This is a genomic window from Mesorhizobium norvegicum, assembly GCF_004919685.1.
GTDB lineage: Bacteria > Pseudomonadota > Alphaproteobacteria > Rhizobiales > Rhizobiaceae > Mesorhizobium > Mesorhizobium norvegicum.
The window spans coordinates 189,630-207,008 of record NZ_SMYZ01000012.1; the positions used below are offsets into that span (position 1 = coordinate 189,630).

At 61.6% G+C, this 17,379-nt stretch carries 11 protein-coding genes and 1 tRNA gene; 6 read left to right on the plus strand and 6 right to left on the minus strand.

Annotated elements, in window-relative coordinates:
• Window positions 1-9 precede the first annotated feature (9 nt).
• Entirely contained in the window at window positions 10-1,782 is a 1,773-nt protein-coding gene (locus FCU66_RS05445; protein ID WP_136617155.1) for an adenylate/guanylate cyclase domain-containing protein, read from the minus strand.
• Between the two features lie 242 nt (window positions 1,783-2,024).
• On the opposite strand from FCU66_RS05445, the gene FCU66_RS05450 reads away from it, so the two are divergent.
• Both FCU66_RS05450 and FCU66_RS05455 read left to right on the plus strand, forming a co-directional pair.
• Complete coding sequence (locus FCU66_RS05450) at window positions 2,025-5,324, plus strand: adenylate/guanylate cyclase domain-containing protein (protein WP_168991810.1); 3,300 nt, start codon at window positions 2,025-2,027, stop codon at window positions 5,322-5,324.
• An 18-nt stretch (window positions 5,325-5,342) separates the two neighbouring features.
• On the plus strand, window positions 5,343-6,023 hold the full coding sequence (locus tag FCU66_RS05455) for a redoxin domain-containing protein (RefSeq protein ID WP_136617204.1): 681 nt from the start codon (window positions 5,343-5,345) through the stop codon (window positions 6,021-6,023).
• A gap of 43 nt (window positions 6,024-6,066) precedes the next feature.
• On the opposite strand, the gene FCU66_RS05460 is transcribed toward FCU66_RS05455, so the two are convergent.
• Window positions 6,067-9,027, minus strand: a complete 2,961-nt coding sequence (locus FCU66_RS05460; RefSeq protein ID WP_136617156.1) for a trifunctional glycosyltransferase/class I SAM-dependent methyltransferase/polysaccharide deacetylase — start codon at window positions 9,025-9,027, stop codon at window positions 6,067-6,069.
• A gap of 6 nt (window positions 9,028-9,033) precedes the next feature.
• On the minus strand, window positions 9,034-9,276 hold the full coding sequence (locus tag FCU66_RS05465) for a glycosyltransferase (RefSeq protein ID WP_136617157.1): 243 nt from the start codon (window positions 9,274-9,276) through the stop codon (window positions 9,034-9,036).
• A 480-nt stretch (window positions 9,277-9,756) separates the two neighbouring features.
• Between FCU66_RS05465 and FCU66_RS05470 the strand changes: the two genes are divergently transcribed.
• The gene (locus FCU66_RS05470) at window positions 9,757-11,982 is read left to right on the plus strand and encodes a mechanosensitive ion channel family protein (protein WP_136617158.1); all 2,226 of its coding nucleotides are present in this window, start codon (window positions 9,757-9,759) and stop codon (window positions 11,980-11,982) included.
• A 466-nt stretch (window positions 11,983-12,448) separates the two neighbouring features.
• Here FCU66_RS05470 and FCU66_RS42750 read toward each other — a convergent pair whose 3' ends face one another.
• The 3 genes from FCU66_RS42750 to FCU66_RS05485 all read right to left on the minus strand — a co-directional run bounded on the left by FCU66_RS42750 (window position 12,449) and on the right by FCU66_RS05485 (window position 14,037).
• Window positions 12,449-12,706 (minus strand): LuxR C-terminal-related transcriptional regulator, encoded by a 258-nt coding sequence (locus FCU66_RS42750; RefSeq protein WP_136617206.1) that lies wholly within the window; start codon window positions 12,704-12,706, stop codon window positions 12,449-12,451.
• A gap of 47 nt (window positions 12,707-12,753) precedes the next feature.
• A tRNA-Phe gene (locus tag FCU66_RS05480) sits at window positions 12,754-12,829 on the minus strand.
• Window positions 12,830-13,143: 314 nt separating this feature from the next.
• Window positions 13,144-14,037 (minus strand): helix-turn-helix domain-containing protein, encoded by an 894-nt coding sequence (locus FCU66_RS05485; RefSeq protein WP_181956530.1) that lies wholly within the window; start codon window positions 14,035-14,037, stop codon window positions 13,144-13,146.
• Window positions 14,038-14,122: 85 nt separating this feature from the next.
• Between FCU66_RS05485 and FCU66_RS05490 the strand changes: the two genes are divergently transcribed.
• From FCU66_RS05490 to FCU66_RS05500, 3 genes are all read left to right on the plus strand, one after another.
• Complete coding sequence (locus tag FCU66_RS05490) at window positions 14,123-15,394, plus strand: extracellular solute-binding protein (RefSeq protein WP_136617160.1); 1,272 nt, start codon at window positions 14,123-14,125, stop codon at window positions 15,392-15,394.
• Between the two features lie 291 nt (window positions 15,395-15,685).
• Complete coding sequence (locus FCU66_RS05495; RefSeq protein WP_136617161.1) at window positions 15,686-16,546, plus strand: carbohydrate ABC transporter permease; 861 nt, start codon at window positions 15,686-15,688, stop codon at window positions 16,544-16,546.
• Window positions 16,543-17,379, plus strand: coding sequence for a carbohydrate ABC transporter permease (locus FCU66_RS05500; protein ID WP_136617162.1), 837 nt, complete (start codon window positions 16,543-16,545; stop codon window positions 17,377-17,379). Before FCU66_RS05495 ends, FCU66_RS05500 begins: the two co-directional genes overlap by 4 nt.

Consider the following 17,379-nt stretch of genomic DNA (forward strand, 5'->3'; position numbering starts at 1 on the left):
CCTCACCTGTCATTGCACCACACCGGCCTTGCGGAGCCCTTCGACCATGAGTTCGAAATCGGCAGGGTTCTTGTAAGGCAAGACCTTGCGACGGTATTCCAGCGAATAGTCGGGATTGACGCGAAGCACCTCCTGCCATGCCGCGCGGGCCTCCTCCAAACGGCCCAGATGGCCGTAGCTGGCGGCCAGAAGCGCGCGCGAGACGTCGGTGACGGCATTGCGAGCCAGCCGTTGCAGCAAGAGGTCAACGGCCTCTTCGTATCTTCCCAGTTGAAACGACGCCAAAGCCTGGAAATGCAGAAGCACATCGGGAAAGTATGGGTTCAAGGTCTTTCCCCGGGCGAAACTCTCGAGGGCTTCCTCGGATCTGCCCGAATAGTACATCGCCTCGCCGAGGCAGACGTGCGCTTCGGCGAAGTTCGGATTGAGGACCAGAGCGCGCTCGACCTCGTCAATGGCCTCATCGTGCCGTCGTGTGTACAGCTTGGCTATCGCCAGCGCCCAGTGCGCCCAGGGATCGCTGTCATCCAGCGTTACAGCTCGCGTCGCGGCTTCTTCCGCTTGCGCCATCGATTCCGGCGGCAACGCACCCCACCTGTTCAGGTAATCGATTCCGTGCGTGAGGGCGAGGAAAGCGTAGGCAGAGGCAAACTTCGGGTCCAGTTCGGTGGCACGTTGCAAGAGCTCGCGGGCGGCGACGTTCGTGTCCTTCGTCAGCCGGTGCCACAGCTCCCGGCCCCGCAGGAAACAGTCATACGCCTCGGTGTTGCGCGCGTGCTCGGGCGCCAGCCGCTGACGGTCACCCTCAGTCAGGTTGAGTGCCAGCGCACCGACTATCTGCTGCGTCACGTCGTCTTGCACGGCGAATATGTCGGTCAGGTCGCGATCGAACCGCTCCGCCCAAAGATGGCCGCCCGAGGTTGCATCGATGAGCTGCGCGGTGATGCGCACCCTGTTCCCCGACTTGCGTACGCTGCCCTCAAGTATATGCCGCACGCCGAGCTTCGTGCCCACCTCCTGCACGTGGACGTTCTGGCCCTTGAAGGTGAACGACGAATTGCGTGCGATGACGAAGAGTTGCGACAGTTTGGACAGCGCCGTGATGATGTCTTCAGAGATGCCGTCGGCGAAGTAGTCCTGCTCGGCGTCACCGCTCATGTTGGCGAACGGCAGGACGGCGATCGACAGCTTCGGCGGCGCTGCCGTCGCTGGCCGGCTCGCCGCGGTTTCCGAGGTCGCGGCTGCCTTGGTCCCGGCGCTGCCGACTTGCAGCGAATAGACCCGGATCGGCTCGGCGATGTTCTTGAGCTGCGTGCTGCCGAGATCGCTGACCGAGAGGTCGAGCCTCGCCTTGACCTGGCGATAGGCATCCTCGGACAGGCAGATGGCACCGGGCGCCGCGACGCCCTCCAAACGCGAGGCGATGTTGACGCCGTCGCCCATCAGGTCGCCGTCGCTTTCTTCAACCACATCGCCCAGATGGATGCCGATCCTGAACTCGATGCGGCGGTCCTGCGGCACGCCGGCATTGCGCTCAACCATACCATTCTGAACCTCAACGGCGCAGCGCACGGCATCCACCACACTGCGGAACTCAACCAGCGCCCCATCCCCAGTGCGCTTGACCACCCGCCCGTTGTGCACTGCGATGGTCGGATCTATCAGGTCGCTGCGCAGTGCCCGCAACCTCGCCAAAGTAAGGTCCTCGTCCGCGCTCGCGAGCCGGCTGTATCCGACCACATCTGCAGCCAGGATCGCGGCTAGCTTACGATTCTCGCTCATGGTCCGTCTCCTCATCTCCACGATAGCAGGAAGACGGAGGGGAAGAGGGAATTTTCGTAAACGACGGCCACGCCGCCGCCCGAATCGGCGGCGCTCTGCCCCAGGACCCGCACTGACTGCTCGATGCCCATTTTACGCTGCCGCTTGCTGGTCGACGGCTATCGGTTCATCCTTGTGAATACCCTGGCCGTGAAGTGCGTGGCGAGATCACGCCGTCACGGCCCCTAGTGAGGTCTTGTTCGATGGACTGCTTGGGCTGCGGTTTCGAGGTTGAGGGCGGTTATGCTTTCTGTCCGAGGTGTGGCAGGCGCCAGCCCGTGCCATGCGCCAGTTGCGGCTACCTCTGCGCACCTGATTTCGAGTTCTGTCCGAAATGTGGGGCAAGCGTCGGTGCGCCCGCAAAAGCCGTCGAACGGCCTGCTCCGACACCGAGCCGGACCATTGTGCCGCCTTCTCGAACTCCGTCGCCGCTTCCGAACATCGAAAGCGAAGATGGGCTGCATCCGGTCTCTGACGCCGATCGCCGGACGGTAACGGTCCTGTTCGCCGACCTTTGCGGCTTCACGACACTCAGCGAGCAGCTCGACCCCGAGGTGATGCAAGCGCTGCAGAACGAACTGTTCAAGGAACTGACGGCGGCCGTGCGAAACTTTGGTGGTTTCGTCGACAAATTCATCGGCGATGCACTGCTCGCTTTGTTCGGTGCGCCGGTCGCGCATGAGGACGATCCGGAACGTGCGCTTCGCGCCGCTCTCGACATGATCGCCCGGACGGCGCGGCTCGGCGAAAGCGCCTCCCACTCCGGCTCGCCTCTGTTACTCCACATCGGCATAAACACTGGTCCGGTCGTCACTGGCGGATTGGGCATCGGCACCGCCAAATCCTATTCGGTGACCGGCGACACAGTGAATACGGCGCAACGCCTGCAATCGCTGGCCGCACCGGGTGAGGTGCTGGTAGGCGAGCTCACTCACAGGCTGACCCGGCATGCCTTCTCTTACGAGTCGCTGGGTGATGTCGTGCTTCGCGGCAAGGCTGGCAGTGTGCTCGTCCATCGACTGGATGCACCGCTTGCGGCGCCGCGTGCAGCGCGTGGGCTCGAGGCGCTCGGCCTCAGCGCGCCGATAATAGGTCGTGGTGCGGAGCTCCATAGAATGCTGGCGAGCCTTGACCAGGCGTGCGGCGGCTCGGCCCAACTTGTCCGCCTCGTCGGAGAAGCCGGTATCGGGAAATCGCGGCTGGTGAAGGAGTTCGTCGCCCGCGTCCGCGACGAGGATCGTTTTCGCAACGTCGCGGTGCGGCAGGCCACGTGCTCACCGCTGGGCGAACAGTCATTTGGCGCCTTGGGCGCAGTGGTGCGCAGCGCTGCCGGGATGATGCAAAACGACAATGGCGACGAAATGCGCGGGAAGCTCGCAGGCCTGCTTACCGATCTCGGCCTGCAGGGCGAGGAGGCGAAGCGGCTGATGCCTTTGCTCTACCATGTGCTTGGCCTTGGCGACCCCGATGCCACCTTGCAGCATGTCGAGCCCGAGCAACTGCGGCGGCAAATTCTCTACGCAGTCCGCACAATCATCGAACGGCGGCTTGCGTTGTCGCCGCTGTTGATTGTCGTCGAAGACCTGCACTGGGCCGACGCCGTGTCGCTCGAGGCACTGCGTTTCGTGATGGACAGGTTGGAACGCACGCGGTTGATGTTGCTGGTCACGCATCGTCCGGCGCTGGACAACGACCAGCTCGACTCAAGTCGGGTCAGTCACACAGCGCTCAGGCTTTCGCCGCTCAACAGTGACGACGGACGCAGCCTGCTGGCGGCGCTTTTCGGCGAGAGCTGGGTAAACTCCGCAGGAAGGCTTCCGGACCAGCTCCTCGAGCGCGCGGGCGGCAACCCCCTTTTTGTAGAGGAGATCGTTCGCGGCCTTATCGATCGCGGTGTACTGGTGCGCGAGGGCCAGCGATGGCGGACTGTGGCAGGCGAAGTCGCAACCGGCATTCCCGCCACTATCCAGGCAATGTTGCTTGCTCGCGTCGACCGGCTGCCCCAAGAGGTGCGCCGGTTGGCCCAGGAAGCCGCGGTGATCGGCCCGCGCTTCGATGCCACACTTTTGAAAACCGTGACAACCGACCCCGGCCGGCTAGAAGCCGGCTGCGAACTGCTTTGCGATGCGGAAATCATCGAGGAAGTTGCCGGATCAGGCTCGGTCTCGTCGCAAAGCTACCGCTTTACGCAAACATTGCTGCAGGACGTGATCTACCAGAATCTGCTCCTGCAACGCCGGACCGACATTCACGGGCGGGTCGGTGCTGCCTTGGAGCAACTGTGCGGCGACAAGCCGGAACGGCTCGAGGATTTGACCGTGCTCGGTCATCATTTCGCACAGAGCGCCGAGCGGGAGAAGGGTGCGCATTACCTGCAGGCGGCGGGCGATCGCGCTCGCATGATATACGCCAACGACGACGCCCTTCGTTTCTACGAGCGAGCACTGACTGCGTTGGACGCGATCGGGCAAACACCGCTCAAACTGGCAATTGCCGAGCGCATTGCCGATTTGAGCGGCCCGGTAGGCCGCCGCGAGATCGCCCACCACCACTACGAGACGGTGTTGCAGGCATACCGCGAGTCAGCCGATCGTGTCGCTTCGGCGCGCGTTTTGCGTAAGATCGGTCGGCTGCTCTGGGACGTCGGCAAGCGGGACAATGCAGAATCCCGCTATGCTGAAGCGGCAGCGCTCCTCGATGGAGCGGATGCCCCGATCGAGCAGGCGCATCTCTGGCAAGAACGTGGCCGACAGGCGTTCCGTAGCGGAGATCACGCTCTCGCGGCAAAATGGGCGGACGCGGCGCTGGATTGCGTACGCTCTCTGACAACCGAGCATGTCTCCGAGGTCGGGTGCGATGCCACTCTTGTGACCGCCGAGGCACTTAATACCAAGGCTGTCGCGCTGGCTCGTCTTGGGCGAAACCGTGAAGCCGTGCGTCAGGTTGAGCGTAGCATTGAATTGGCCGAAGCCGCCGGTCTACTGGGCGCGGCCTGCCGCGGCTACACCAATCTCGGCGTGCTTTACACGACCATCGATCCGGCAAGGGCGATGGAGGTCTGTCGGCGCGGTCTTGAAGTGGCGCGCCATATTGGTGATTTGGGTTTCCAGGCGCGCCTCCTCGCCAATCTGGCGGTCGCTTGTTGTACTTTCACGGATCGTTGTCCAACGGAGGGCGTGCCCGCTGCCGAGAAGGCCATCGAGATCGACCGGGCGCTCGACCAGCGCGAGCACCTGCCGGTGCCGTTGATCGTGCTTGGGCAGATCCACCAGTGCCACGGCCGTCCGGAACTGGCGGTTGGCTTGTTCCATGAAGCACTCGACGTAGCCCGCGAAACGGGCGACCCCCAACTGCTGTTTCCGTGCTATGATGGTCTCGCAACGCTTAATCTCGACCTCGACAATCTGGCCGAGGCCGAACGCTACTTTTCCCTGGCGCAGGGTATATGCGCCCAGCACGGGCTCGACCCGGAAGCGCTTGTGGTGCTGCCTTTTCTCGACTAGCCGGGTGGGAGGTTGGAAATGTCCGCGCATAGTGACTTGGTACCGCTTCAACCGGGCGACCGTGCGCCGAACTTGATACTCGACGCCATTACCCAGGAAGGCAAGATCGCGCTTGACGACTTTCGCGGACAAAAACCGGTGCTGGTCGGCCTGTTTCGAGGTCTGCATTGTGCGTTTTGCCGGCGCCATATCGCCGCCCAGGCGCGGCTTGATCCGGAGTTGCGCGAAAAGGGCGTGGAGAGCCTGACGGTGGTCAACACGCCGATCGAACGGGCGCGTCTCTATTTCCGCTACCACCCGATGCCGAATCTGCTTGCGGCCTCCGACCCTGAACGCGCTTCACATCGTGCTTTTGGACTGCCCAATCTCGAGTTCACCCAAAACGAGACGAACTGGCCGTACAAGGTCTCGATGGCAGCGGCAATGGATATGCGGGTCGACATACCAGGCGAGTTGCCCGGTCCCATGGATCCTATGGCGGCCGGCGAAATCCTCAACAAGAAGGACCATTACGAACTGACCGAAGCCGACGAGCAGATGATGGCAACGGGACACGGACAACTGGTCGGTCAGTTCCTACTGGACCGGCAGGGGATCGTCCGCTGGAGCTTCACGGAGGTTCCGGAGGGTGGGCGATACATGTTTGGGGCGCCAAGCCCGCAGGAGCTGATGTCAGCCGTGTCCCAAGTCGCCCAATAGACTTGCGAACGAGGTAAACGGGCGGACACAGGCCCACTACCGTTCATTCGAGCACGGCCTCGACAGTGGCAACAAAGTCATCGAGCGAGCGATCCCCGCGAATCTCGATGCGCGGAAGGTCGATGGGATCGCAATCGAGGTCCGCCGGCCCGTGTCTGCCGCCGAAGCCGATTCGATAGCCGCACTCCTTGGCCAGCCGGCCAAGCCGTCGGTCGGTGACAGAAAAGGGTGCCGCGAACGCCGTGGTTGGCCGACCGGTCCACCGTTCGATGAACATACGAGAGCGCAGGAGCTCGGCGGCCAGGTCAGAGCTCGACAGATCATCGATCGCGCGATGCGTCGCCAGATGGCTTCCGAAGAACGCACCTTCGGCGGCGAGGCGTCGCACCGTCCCGGCGTCCATAAGCTGCGTCGGCGGACCGCTGTCGGCGTCCCACTGCGCACTTTCACCCACCAAGTCCGTCACCAGGAACACTTCCGCGGTCAGGTCGTTCGCGCGCAAGGTCGGCCAGGCATGGTCGGCAAAGTTCTGGAAGCCGTCATCGAAGGTGATGAGCACTGGGCGGCCAACGAAAGGGTGACGGTTGGCGATGGACTGTTCCAGCTGCTCGGACCCAATCGCGTGAAAGCCATTGGCGCGCAGCCATGCCATCTGGCTGGCGAATGCGGCGGGCGTGAGCCGAAAACGGGCGAGCGCGGCCGGACCTTCATCGGCGACGCTGTGGTACATGAGGACGGGGATACGCTGCCGCCGCTCGCTACGCGCGACGTCGCGGCGCAAGGCCCGCGCCCCGCCCCAGACGATATTTCGCGCGACCCCGATTTCGATGGGCGCGCGGATCGGCACACGATCAATCCTCGGTTCCGTCGCCAGATCGTCCGGAGACAGGCGGCGGAAGCGGTCTATGCGATAGAGCTCGGTCTGGATCGATTGCTCCAAGACGAGGCCTTCGGTCGCTGCCAGCGTCTCGGAGATCGCTTGCGCACCGAATGTGTTCCAGTCGAAGCCCGTCCTTTCGACATTGTCGCGCAGCACGAATGCGTGTGCGCTGATGAAACTGCCGCCAGGCGCCAACGCCTCAGCGAATTTTTTGGCGATGCGCCGCAACTCGGCGAGGTCATCCAGATAGTAGAGCACTTCCGAACAGAAGATCAGATCCATCTCACCCGGCAGCGTGTCGGCAGCGAAATCCAGTACGCCGAACTCAACATTCGGCTGATCGCTGCATCGCGCGCCTGCCCGCTCGATGGCTATGGCGGAGATGTCGGTTGCGGTCAAATGGCCCACACGCGGTGCCAGCTGCCGCGTGAAGTGGCCCTCCGCGCAGGCCAGCTCAAGCGCCCGTCCGATGGGACCGGCAGGCAGGATTTCGAGCTGCCGCTGATATTTTTCCTGCTCATAGAGCGAACCGTAGTTCCAGGGGTCCTCGGTCGCGAAATAGCTATTCCAGAACGCCGTGCGATCATTCCTATCCTTGGTCCGTGCTCGGCGCGGCGCTGCAGGAGGCTCTGCAGGTTCGGCGCTCGACCGAACCAGCTCCAGCGCTTCCGCGGCCAATTGCGCGAGTTTGCCGAAGTGGCTGTCCGGATCGGGCCCGCGTCCCGCTGTGGACAACAATGCCTCGGCTGCAACCATGTTTGACGCGTCGGCACCGGCGCCTTTTTGCGGTAGAGGCGATCGTCTCGCAAGTCTTGCGGAACTGTCTGAAAGCCGCTCAGGCGGCACGACATCCAGGATCAATTCGATCCAATGATCCGTTGTCACTGTCCCGAGTACGCCGAACTGCACGACAGCCTCGATCTGGCCATCCATCATCAGGTAGGCATAGATTTGATCGATTCCTTCCGGCAGTTCGGTCGAGGTCGGATTTCGAGCGTCGACGCGAAGTCCAAGTGTTCGCGCCAGCCTGCGCGGCGCGGCAAGATCGTCGACGTCGAGAAGCATTTGCTCAAGCTGATACTGGACCCGGCGAGCCGCTACAGGATTGTTCCAGACCTTGCCGAGTTCGATGATCAACTCGGTGAGGGAGCCGCCGAACCTGTCCCACCTGGCAGCCAATTGCTCTGGCACCGATAGGCTTCCTGCCATAAGGCCATCGACGGCCACCCTTGCGATCTCACGCGCCCACTTACGTCCTGCCGGGAGCGCGCGCAGGGACTGCGGGTCGATCGAGCGCGAGCCGCAGCCGCAATCCGACGCGGCGTTCCACAACGCGAACCACGCGAGTGCTTCGAAAGCGGTGCCGCCGTTCGCATCGATAGCTCCATTGGCGTGTGCCGATGCCGGGTGTTTGACCCTGGGATCATGAGAAAAGCCGCGGGCGATCACGATTTCCGCATCGACCAGCATCTGCGTCGAATTGCGGGAGAGCGAGTTGAGGCTGGCCCGATAGAAAGCGAGCGGCTCGTCGACCATCACCCAATTTTTGCCCAGACGTGCGAGGCGCTGCCACAGATCCCAGTCCTCGCAGGTGCGCAGCGATACATCGAAACCACCCAACTCGACAATTGTCTCCCGGTCGACCAGCAGCGCGTGAGTGCGGATGGCACACCGGCGGGCGAATGTTTCGAAGGGCTGGATCGCAACCTCCGTTGAGATGCTCGACGGGGTGGGTTCGCCGTCGGGCATCACGCGCCGAGAACCGCAATAGGCGGCCACTGCATCGGGAGCGGTTTTCAGTGTGGCCAGCATTTTCGCAAGGAAGCTGGCATCCACCCAATCGTCCGCGTCCAGAAACATGAGCCAGTGGCCGCGCGCTGTCGAAATCCCGCTATTGCGCGCGCCGGCGGCGCTATACGCGCAAGAGCTCAACGTCCGAAATCGGGCATCGTGCTCCACATAACCGGCGATGATCGCGGGGGTGCGGTCCGTGGAGGCGTCGTCGACAATGATCGCCTCCCAATCCACTATTTCCTGATCGAGAAGGCAATCGAGTGCGCGCGCCAGCGTTACCTCCGCATTGTGCGCAGGAACCACGATGGAAACCAAGGGATTATGCGCCACGCCGTCTTACTCGCGCCTGGTTCGAAGGTAGAACAAAAGTCCCGAAACATGGCCGGCGATTTCCCGCCAAAGGAAACGATCCTCAGGGACGCTGTTCGACGCTGATCCGTCCGTCGACCCATCGTCCACCACGACTATATCCAGTGCCTGGTAGGTCTGCCAGCGGATGCTGGCAAGCGTTGCGCCGACGGTTTGTTCGGCATTGAACATCGGTACCCCATCGCCTACGGTAGCATTGTCCTGGATCATCGAGCTTTCGTTTTCTTCGGCAAGAGTCGGCGAATGTCAAAAACGGATGACGGCATCGGATGGCAGCACAGCGCTGTCAAGATCGGGCGAATTAGAGGCAGGCAAAAAGACTTGAAGACAGGCTGAATAGCAAGCGCGCATGCCCTCGTTGCATGGGCCTGTGATCCTGGTCCCGGGCGTTCTGCGCCCAGCATCACGGATGCCCAGTTCATAGAACGGCTGGAGGCTTGGGCCGAGGTTGGAATGCCCCGCCCCCGGCGGCAAATAAACACCGCCAAGTACCCGGCGCAACGGTCTGGCTTGGAACGATGACGCCTTGCACCACAACATCGGTTTCTCCAAGGTAGGGCAACGACGGACATAGATGTCGTTGTTCGCCGATTTGACCGGAAGGTTAACAGCACGATGCCGCTCATGATTAGACGATTGGGAGCCAGGACTCTGCCGCGCCCGGCACGACGTCTCGGAGATCTGACTGCGATGTTTGTCCTGATTGCCCGGCCGCTCGTCTTTGTAATCATCCTCCTGTTGGCTAGTCAGGCACAGGCGCAGACGCCGGCGACCGTCCCACCTGAAAGGGTCAAACAGCTGTTCGAGCTTCTCGACGATCCGTCGGTGAAAACCTGGGTGGCCGAACAACGAAATCAGGACGCCGGATCGACGGGCGCGCCTGCCGAGGCAGGAGCTTCGCCGACCGGCGCATCGTCCGAGGCCGTGGCCCCACCCGGCCAGATGAATACGATGGCATCCTCGATGCTCGATCGGATCAGGCACCATATCGAAAGGATCGTGCGGACTTTGCCCCTGTTGCCAGGCCAGTTCGCTCGCGTTCGGGCAGAGACCATGCAGGACATGTCCAGCAAGGGGCCTGTCAGCGTATTGATCCTGATTGCGATGTTCATCGCTGCCGGCCTGGCGCTCACTTGGGCGACGTACAAAGTCACCCGTCCATTTCGTCTTTGGGTTATCGCGCAATCGAAGGATACGCCTGTCGGGCGGGCCAAGAAGATTGGCGGTCGCGCGCTTTATTCCAGCATGCTGATCGTCTCGTTCGCACTGGGCAGCGCCGGCGCGTTCATGTTGTTCGACTGGCCAATGCTTATCCGCGAGATTGTGCTGACCTTTCTGATGGCGGCGGTCGTTACATGGGGTGTGCGCCTGTACGTCATGGCCACGCTCGTCCCTTCCTTCATGAACGTCGAGAACGCCGTCGAGGTTCGTGCTTTGCCGATCACCAACGAAACGGCCGACCATTGGTCCTATTGGCTACCCCGGATCGTCGGGGTCTTCGCCTTCTTCGGCGCCGCGTTCATCCTCTTGCCGGGTCTCGGCATAGATCAGGACGGAATGATGGTCCTGTCACTGGGCGCCGATTTCATCCTGCTGTTGCTTTTCCTGCTGGCCATTTGGCGTCGGCCAAGAATACATGGCGACGGTGTGCGCCAAAGCGGTCACACGGCAGTGACATGGTTGTTGACGGCTTATTTCGTCGTTCTGTTCCTGCAGCGCATCGCCGGCCTCTACACCTTCTTCTGGTTTACCTTCGCGGCATTCTTCCTGCCCTTGGCAATCGTGCTGACGGAGCGCGGGGTCAATTTCGTTCTGCGGCCGGGTTCGGAAGACGCCGGCCGGCCTACGATCCCGGCGGTGATGATCGCTGTCATCGATCGCGGAATCCGGATGATTTTCATCCTGGCGGCGGCTTACTTTCTCGCGCGTGTCTGGGGTCTGAACATGCAATCCATGCGGGACAGCGATACGACGACGATGTTCATATTGCGCGGCTTGATCAATGTCGTGGTCATTGTCCTCGCAGCCGATTTCGGCTGGTCGATCATCAAGGCTTTGATCGAACGAAAGCTGGGCATCGCGATACCGCACCCTGTGATCAGCGAGGAGGAGGTCCCGACCCTCGATCCGCAGCAGGCGCGGCTGCACACGCTCTTGCCGATCCTCCAGAACATTCTGCTCGCAGTGATCGTCGTGATGGCGGTGCTGATGATGCTCGCCTCGATTGGCATCCAGATCGGCCCGCTGGTCGCCGGCGCTGGCGTCGTCGGTGTCGCTGTGGGCTTTGGGGCACAAACCGTCGTCAAGGACGTCATTTCGGGCGTGTTTTTTCTGCTCGATGATGCGTTTCGTGTCGGCGAATACATTTCCTCGGGCAATTACAAGGGTACGGTGGAGAGCTTTTCGCTGCGCTCGGTGAAGCTGCGCCACCATCGTGGTCCGCTGTTCACAATACCCTTCGGTGAACTCGGGGCAGTCCAGAACCAAAGCCGTGACTGGGTTATCGACAAATTCAACATCACCGTTGGCTATGACACCGATATCGACTTCGCCCGCAAGCTGATCAAGCGGATCGGCCTCGAACTGGCGGAAGATCCCGAGTTCAAAAACTGGGTGCTCGACCCGATCAAGATGCAGGGCGTACAGGAATTCGGCGAGTACGGCATCGTATTGAGGGTCAAGGCCATGACCAGACCCGGAGGCGCCTTCGGCATGAAACGCAAATTCTATGTGCGGCTGCGCCAAGCCTTCAAGGAGCAGGGCATCGAACTCCCATTTCCGACAGTCCATGTCCAGGGGCTACAAAACCCCCATGGGGCAGAGAATGCACCGTTGGAGATCACACCCGAGTTGCAAATGGCCGTCGCGCAGTCGCACACCAATCGACGCAGAAAAAAAGCTAGCACAACAGAGTAGGAAAGCTGTGACACCTGCCGGTCACAGCGCGGTGCTGTTGCTGGGGTTCCTCGTCGTAACCGCGGTTCGGTCGTAGGGGATTGCTCGCCACCTAGCTTGTCGTCGTCGCCGCAAACTGGATCCTGATGTCCGGTCTGGTCACGCCTTTCGCCGCCCATCGTTTCCGGGTCTTCGGCCGCGATCTTGCCGACGGCGCTGGCGACGTTGCGCGCGTCTGAGGCAGCGGCTTTGCTCTTGCCGGCGAGCTCAGGGCCGTAGAGTGGATTGGCCGAGTTGCCGAGCGATTCGCCGCAGGCGTTCAAATCCTTCGTCACCACGTCGACGACGGCGATCGAGTTGTCTGGCAGCGCGTTGTGATCCGGCGATAGCTCAGCATTCTCAAGCAGCTTCGAGTGCTCAGCCGGGCAATCTCAGCTAGCGATCATCCTTGCTCCTGCCGAACATCACTCGCTAAGCCAACGTGCCATCAACTGAACGTCTTAGGGACGCGCTGCGTCATGTGGACGAATTCCACAATCGAACTAGTGTCCAGCTTCGTAGAAATGTGCACGCGATGAGAATCCACAGTCCGACGCGACACATTGAGGGCATTGGCTATCTCTTTCGTTTCCCATCTCCGGCAGATCATGGTCAGGATCTCGCTTTCCCGCGGCGTAAGTTTTGAGAGCAGCGCTATTACCTCTTGTCGCTCAAGCGCGATGAGACAACGATAGCTAAGACGGATTAACTAGCGCGGCAACGTGTAATCGATTGATTTTATTGAGAAATATTTGGTGCCCAGAGGCGGATTCGAACCACCGACACGCGGATTTTCAGTCCGCTGCTCTACCAACTGAGCTATCTGGGCCTGTTCCGGCAAACGAAAACTCGTTGACCGGATTTCATGAAGGCGCCGTGGGGCGCCCCTTGAAAGCGCGTGGGTTATAGCACGGGAATTCGGCCTGTCCAGCGCCCAGATGGCGATTTCAGACAGGAAAAGCGATGCCGTGCAGTGCCCCGGTTTCCATGCTGCTTGCATGGCCGGAATGGCGCATAGCATGGCACGATCCGGCCTTCGTCACGCTCGTCTGCGTCGTTATTGCGGGCTGAAATGCCATGACACGTCTTTTAGCCGGCGATCGAGGCACAGCAATGCTTTCGCGGCACCAGGCGCGCCGCTGCCTATCTGGCGCCGGTCACGCCTCTGCGAAAATCGGAGGGCGACATGCCAGCCAGCTTGCGGAACGATTTGTTGAAGGCGCTGAGCGAGCCGAAGCCGGAGTCCATGGCGACGCGCAGCACATTGGCGTCCTGATGCATTAAAAGCGCCTGCGCGTAGCTCAGCCGCAGCAGGTTGACATATTCGTTGAGCGTCATGCCGGTCGATTTCTTGAACAGGCTCATGGCGTATTTGGGGTGGATGTCGGCGGCGGCTGCTATGTTCACGCAATCGATGTCGTAGAGGAAATTCTCGGCGATGAAATCGCACATGCGTCCGACATTGCGCGACGACTGTTGGTCGAAAGGGGTGCCCGTTTCCTGGCCGGGCGCGGTCCCGGGCACGAGCCGGTAAGGCTCGAACCGAACCCGCTCCAGCCGCAGCAGCAATTCGTTGACGGCGTGTTCGGCCTTGGCCTGGTCGCCGGACCGGGCGTAGCGGTTCCAGCGCTCGAAATTATGGTGGTCGGACTGGTCGGTGGCGCCAGTCACCAGCGTGGCGCCCGTCATCAGCCGATGCCTTATATCAGTGGGCAGGTGCAGGCGGAAGAAATGCACCAGCGGCAGATGCGCTCCGGCATAGATGGCGTCGTCGGACAAATCATCCATCTGGTGCGGCAGGCCACCCCAGAACAGGCACATCTCGCCGGCCGAAAGCGAAATCTCGTGGTCGTTCATGCGATAATGCACGCTGCCGCGCACGATGAAATTCACCTCGACCTGGGCGTGCCAATGTGGCTTTAGCATCACCAGGGGATTGGTGTGAAACATCTGCAGGAGCAGCGGCAGGCCTTCCACGCTGCTGGCGCCAGGCTGGTAAAACGGCCGCTCAGGCATCTTACTTTCCGCCAATTTCATATTCCCTTTGACGGCGACAGGCCCTGCCCACTGCATAGTCTAGCCACGCTCACAGTGAGAGAGCAAATGAAATGGGAGGATTTCTATGCGCATCACAATGACCTGCGCCGCGCTCGCGCTTGCCCTGGGCTCAGCCCCGGCCTTTGCGCAATCCGGCGAAATCACCATCTGGAGCTGGAATGTCGCGGCTTCATCGCTGAAGGCGACCATTGCCGGCTTCAACAAGCAATTCCCCGACGTCAAGGTCACGGTCCAGGATCTCGGCAACCAGCCGACCTACGACAAGTCGATCGCCGGCTGTGCGGCCGGCGGCGTCGGCCTGCCGGACATCGTCTCGATCGAAAACGGCGAGGCCGAGAATTACTGGAGCCAGTTCCCCGACTGCTTCGTCGACCTGCATACGCTGGGCTACACGGCTGAGGACCAGGCGAAATTCCCCGACTTCAAGCGCACCGAGCTCGAAGTCGGCGACAAGGCCTATGCGATGCCGTGGGATTCGGGTCCGGTCGCCGCCTTCTATCGCCGCGACTTCTACGAAAAGGCCGGCGTCGACCCGGCGTCGATCAAGACCTGGGATGATTTCATCGCCGCCGGCAAGAAGGTCCAGGCCGCCAATCCGGGCGTCACCATGACCAATGCCGATTTCAATGGCGATAGCGAATTCTTCCGCATGATCTCCAACGAACAGGGCTGCGCCTATTTCGCCGCCGACGGGCAGTCGATCACGGTCAACCAGCCCAAATGCGTGGACACGCTCACCAAGATCAAGGAGATGAAGGACGCCGGCATCATCTCGTCGGCCGACTGGGGCACCAAGATCACCAACAACACCGCCGGCACCGTCGCCACCCAGATCTATGGCGGCTGGTACGAGGGCACCATCCGCACCGAATCGGCCGGTGAAAACGGCAAATGGGGCGTCTATCTGATGCCGAGCCTCACCGCCGACGGACCGCGCGCCGCCAATCTCGGCGGGTCTTCGCTGGCCATAACCTCGGCCTCGAAGAACAAGGAGGCGGCCTACGCCTATCTGAAATACACGCTGGAGACGAACGAAGGCCAGATCACCATGCTCAAGGAGTTCGGCCTGGTGCCTTCGCTGGTGTCGGCGCTCAACGACCCCTATGTCTCGGAAGGCCTGCCCTATTGGGGCGGCCAGGCGGTGTGGAAGGACATTCTGGCCACCTTGCCCAAGGTTGTTCCGAGCCGCGGCACGCCGTTCCAGAGCGATGCCGAAATCATCGTCCGTGCCGTGCAGACCAAATATCTGGGCGGCGGCTACCCCGACGCCAAGGCGGCACTCGACGATGCCGCAAGCCAGATCGCCGCGGCGACCGGATTGCCCGTCAAATCGTGACCACCGGCGGGCCGAGTGATGCGTCCTGCGAGAACGTTGGCGCTGCCCCTCATCCCCCCTGCCGGGACCTTCTCCCCGTATAGTGACGGGGAGAAGGGAGATTGCCGCAGCGCCGGTGCCCTTTCCTGCAACGCCGGTGATTGACGAAACCATTGATGACAGCGCCCCTCTCCCCGTCACTATACGGGGAGAGGATGCCGGCAGGCAGGTGAGGGGCGGCGCAGACCTCGAAGATTGAATACCAACACGCCACCCGAACGGGCGGAAAGCAAAAGGGAAGGAGGCAAAAAGATGCGCAACCGCAACGCCACGGCCTATCGCTTCCTCACGCCCTATCTGCTGATCTTCGCAATCTTCTGGGTGTGGCCGATCATCAGCTCCTTCATGATCTCCTTCCAGGCGACGCGCACCGTGCCGTGGCGGTTCGCACCAGGCTTCAACTGGGGCCGATTGATCGGCGATCCGGCCTTCTTCAACGCGCTGAAGAACACGCTGCTCATCCTGGTCATCCAGGTGCCGGTGATGATCTCGCTGGCGCTCGTCATGGCGGTGCTTTTGAACTCGCCGCTCTTGAAGGCGCGCGGCCTCTACCGCTTTGCCTTCTTCGCCCCGGTGGTGGTTGGCGAGGTCGCCTATTCGGCGGTGTTCCGGCTGATGTTCAACCTCGATTTCGGCATCATCAACAAGCTCCTGAACAGCATCGGCCTGCCCAAGATCGACTGGTTCTCCAACGTCACGCCGGCGATGGCGCTGATCATGATCGCGGTGACCTGGCGCTGGGCCGGTTACAACGCCATCATCCTGCTCGCCGGCATGCAGTCCATTCCCGAAGATGTCTACGAGGCGGCGACGCTCGACCGCGTCAGCAAGCTCAAGCAGTTCTTCTACATCACCCTGCCGTTGCTCAAGCCGGTCATCGTGTTCTGCCTCGTGCTGTCGATCATCGGCACCATGCAGCTGTTCACCGAGCCGTTCCTGATCACCGAGCGTGGCGGACCGGGCGGCGGCACGGAGACGCTTGGCCTGCTGCTTTACCGCCAGGGCTTTCGGTCGCTCAATTTCGGCTACGCCTCGGCCGTTGCCTACACCATGGCCGGCCTGGCGATCGCCATCACGCTGGCGCAGCTGTGGCTGACGAGGGGACCGAAATGAGTTCGCGCTCCTCCGCCAGACTGGGACGCAGCATCGCCCTGCATCTGGTCCTGACGCCGCTGGCGCTGATCTGGCTGTTTCCGCTCTGGATGATGGTGGTGTTCTCGACCATGCCGGACAACGGCATCTTCAGCCCCGGCATCGAGCTTTTGCCGCACGGCAATTTCATCGACAATTTCAACAATCTGCAACGTGACACCAACTTCGTCGGCGCCATCGGCATTTCGGTCTCGGTGGCGGTAACCTACACATTCCTGTCGGTGCTGCTGACGTCTATGGCCGGCTGGGCGCTGGCCCGGTACCAGTTCTTCGGCAAGGGCGCGGTCGTCGCCATCATCCTCGGCACCATCACGCTTCCCTATGCAGTCGTGCTGATCCCGCAATTCATCATGGTGGCGCGCGACTTCAAGCTCGCCAACACCTGGGTGGCGCTGATCGTGCCGCCGCTGTTCAATTCGCTCGGCGTGCTGTTCATGCGGCAGAGTTTTTCGATGATGCCGGACGACCTCTTCGATGCGGCGCGCGTCGAAGGTGTGAAGGAATGGCGCATCTTCCTTTTCGTCGCACTGCCTCTGGCGCGGCCGATGCTGGCGGCGCTCGCCATCATCCTGTTCCTCGCCTCCTGGAACAATTATCTGTGGCCGCTCCTGATCAACAGCCAGCCCGGTTCGATGACAGCACCCGTGGCGCTCGGCACGCTGATCGGCCTCACCAAGGTGTCATGGGGCGGCATCATGGCGGGCGCGGTGATGCTGACGGTGCCGATGCTCGTCGTCTTCGTGCTGTTGCAGCGCCATTTTATCGCCGGCATCGCCGCCGGCGCGGTCAAGTAA